The organism is Stenotrophomonas sp. 2YAF22 (assembly GCF_052114665.1).
Lineage (GTDB): Bacteria > Pseudomonadota > Gammaproteobacteria > Xanthomonadales > Xanthomonadaceae > Stenotrophomonas > Stenotrophomonas indicatrix.
In genome coordinates, this window is the sequence record NZ_JBFRFE010000478.1 from 1 (window position 1) to 3,416 (window position 3,416).

Genomic DNA, 3,416 nt, shown 5'->3' on the forward strand with positions numbered 1-3,416 from the left:
ACGTCACGCCCTGGGCCTGTATGCCGCCGCCGGCAAGCAGCGCCTGGCCCAACTGCRGTCCGAGCAGTTGCTGGCGCAGGGCAGCGAAGACCCGCAGCAGCGCATCCGCCAGAGCGAGATCGACAATGCGATCCGCCTGATCGAGAAGCGCGTCTCCGACCTGCAGCTGATGCAGCATGCGGCTGATCAGTCGTTGCCGATGATCCGCCTGATCCAGGCCAATGCGCTGCAGCTGATCGAGAAGTTCAACACCGTCCGCGACATCACCATCCCCTCGTGGAAGCGTCAGTTCGCGATCCAGTTGTCGCTGGGCGAGCAGAAGAACGCCGCCGAACTRGCCAATGCCATCGATGATGCGACCAATGAGTTGATGCGACGCAATGCCGATCTGATGCGCCAGGCGTCGGTGGACACCGCACGCAGCAACCAGCGCGGCGTGATCGATGTGGCTACGTTGCGCCACGTGCACGATCAGCTGATCGCTACCGTCGAGGAAGTGCGCAGCATCCATCGCGAGGGCATGCAGCAGCGTCAGCAGGCCGAAGTCGAGTTGTCGCGCCTGCGCGAGGACCTGCAGCAGCGGCTGGCGGCACCGACGGCGCCGTAGCTGGGTACCTGCTGTCCAAGCGGCGTGCAGGAATGCGACGAATATCCCATTTCTGCATGAATACGCACCGACGAGGGTGGGGATGACGTCCTCGCAACATTTGATCGGACACAATGTGCCCCAGCCTGCCACGGCTGGGTGCCAGCCTGTGTGCGTTCCACCATCTCGCGCCCCTGCGGCGCGTCATGCTTTCAATGAGGTTGCAATGGATATGCCGCGTCTCTCCTCCCCGCGATTCCGCTTGGCCCGTGTTTCTGTCGTTCCTGTCTTGCTGCTGGCCTTGGCCGCCTGCGCGGCGGGAGAATCCTCGAATTCCGCGGCCTCGTCGCCGGCCACGACGGCGCCTGCCGCTGYTGCGACGGCCACGGCGACGCCTGGGACTGCCCCCGTATCGGCCGACAATGGGCTGGCCGCGCTGATCCGCGCCAGCGGGGTGACGTGCAGCAATGCTAGTGCCGGTACCGGCTGCACGGCAGGCGATGTCGACAGCGGTGACTTCTACGATGTTGAACTGTCGCCGGACTGCGGCGACCAGGGATTCTTCGCCGGCGTGGCCGAGGCCAAGGGCGTGGAGACGCTGGATGCGGTACCGAGCAGCGGCAGCAAGGCCACCGCCACCGCGAAGCTGTCGAAGGGGCAGCTGGTGTGCGTGCAAGGCATCGGCCGCACCGGACAGAATCCGCTGTTCTATTACGTTGTCGCCATTCCGGCCAACACGGTCGGCAAGTGCAAGGACAATGCGTTGTGTGACACCTATGGTGACAGGCCGATCAACAATCGGGTCGCCACGGGAGGCGAGGCCTGCCATGCGGCAGCCCCGGGACACTACGCCGGGAACTGCGCACAGGGCTGGGTCAGTGCGGATGTGCTGGACGTGTTTTCCAACGGAATGTAATCGCCGCCAGGGGAGCGGTCCAATCAACCACTGGCAAAGGAACAGCGCATGTCGGATCCAAACGTCACCCGGGTAGTCAGCAGCGTCGGTACGACGCGCACGCTGGAAATGGACGATGGCAGTGTCATCGAACGGTCAGGCGGCAGCGTCTCGTGGCGCAACAACAACCCCGGCAATCTCAAGTTCGAGTTCGCCGGCAGCGCCGACAAGACGGTAACCAACCCCCGTACCCGTGAGCAGGCGCTCGAGGCGGCGCAGGGTCGTTACCAGGGCGTAGTCGGTCTGGACCAATGGGGCAACGCGGTCTTCGAAAGCTATGAAGCCGGGCGAGTGGCGAAGATCCAGCTGCTGGAGCGCCGGTTTGGTGACAAGACCGTCGAGGAAATGCTGCCGAGTTACTCCAAGCAGGACTACAGCGGCACAACCCACCACAAGGAGCAGGCCGCCACCATCTACGCCGAGGGTGATCGCAACGGCGTTGATCTGCGCTCGAAGACGGTGGGCGAAATGAGCGTGCGCGAGCGCGAAGTGCTGGCCGACGGCATCCGCCGTTTCGAGGGCTGGCAACCTGGCGATGTCGCTACCGTCCAGCAGCCGACGCGCACATCGGCTGCCGTGCCGGCGCAGACCCAGACCCAGACCCAGACCCAATCAACGACGCCTGCTGCGACCGCACCCGCTGCGGCTCAGGTGGTGGCTGCGGCCGGCAGTGCCGCCGTCTACAACGAGGCCCACCAGCATTTCATGGGCTCCGGCCGCCAGTACGAGTATGGCCGGCCGGACCATCCGCGGCCGGGTCGTGACAGCAGCCGGCTGGAGCGCGACCTGGACGGGGACGGGCGGCTCGGCGTGGATTGCTCTGCATTCGTCTGGCGCGGTCTGAAGAATGCGGGCTACGACGTGCGCGGCGAGAACGCCGCGGGCTTCACCACCTCGACCCTGTTCAACGGCGCGAATACGACCGCGTACGCGCGCGAGCATTTCGATGTGACCTCGGCGGCGGATGCGCGCAAGCCCAATGGCTCGCTGAAGCAGGGTGACATCCTGATGTTCTCCTCTTCGCAGGGTCAGCATGTCGGCATTTTCAAAGGCTACGACGCGCAGGGAAACATCCAGTTCATCGGTTCCCAGGGCAGTACCGGGCCGGCTGAAGTCACCATTCGCCCGGGTGGTTACTGGGACGGTGGTGGTACGCGCATCGTCGGTGCACTGACGCCCAAGCCGGAGTTCCAGGTCCGTGCGCCGCTGCACGGCAATGGCGAGCCGGCGCTTTCTCGCCCCGCCGCACCGGCGGGGGCATCGGCAGCGCAACCGGCGCCATCGCACGCAGCATCGGCCGAGGTGATCCGGCACGGCCAGCGCGGCAGTGATGTGCAATCCCTGCAGCAAACCCTCAATCAGCTTGGCGTGCGCGACGCGCACGGCAACCGGCTGGCCGAGGACGGTCGCTTCGGTGACCACACCCGCGAGGCGGTGCTCGCCTTCCAGAAGCAGCAGGGTCTGGTGCCCGATGGCATCGCCGGCCGCAACACCCACGCTGCGCTGGCCACAGGCCGTTTGCAGGGCCAGGAGCCGGCGGCTGCCGCGCCGAAGGGACCATCGCTGAACGATGCTTCGCATCCGGACAATGCCCTGCACAACGCAGTGCGCAGCAAGCTGCCAAGCGTGTTCTCCGAAGAAGCCGCGGCCAACATCACCCTGCATGCAAAACAGAACGGCATCGACGCCGCCGACAAGCTGCAGAGCATCACGGTGCAGGATGGCAAGGCGTTCGTGATGGGAACCACGCCGGGATTCCGCGCCGCCGTTGACCTTGCCCAGGCGCCACCATCGCTGGAGCACACCAGCGCGAAGCTGCTGTCCGATCCTTCGCAGCACCAGCAGGTGCAGGAAGAGCAGCAGCGGGTCGCGATG

General features: G+C 65.6%; 3 protein-coding genes. All 3 read left to right on the forward strand.

From position 1 onward, the window contains the following. A partial coding sequence (locus tag AB4Y84_RS16775) for a toxic anion resistance protein (protein ID WP_442250482.1) occupies nucleotides 1-607 on the forward strand: 607 nt, incomplete at its 5' end. A 205-nt stretch (nucleotides 608-812) separates the two neighbouring features. Further along, nucleotides 813-1,502, forward strand: a complete 690-nt coding sequence (locus AB4Y84_RS16780; protein ID WP_442250483.1) for a hypothetical protein — start codon at nucleotides 813-815, stop codon at nucleotides 1,500-1,502. 48 nt (nucleotides 1,503-1,550) lie between these two features. Next, a partial coding sequence (locus tag AB4Y84_RS16785) for a C40 family peptidase (RefSeq protein WP_442250484.1) occupies nucleotides 1,551-3,416 on the forward strand: 1,866 nt, incomplete at its 3' end.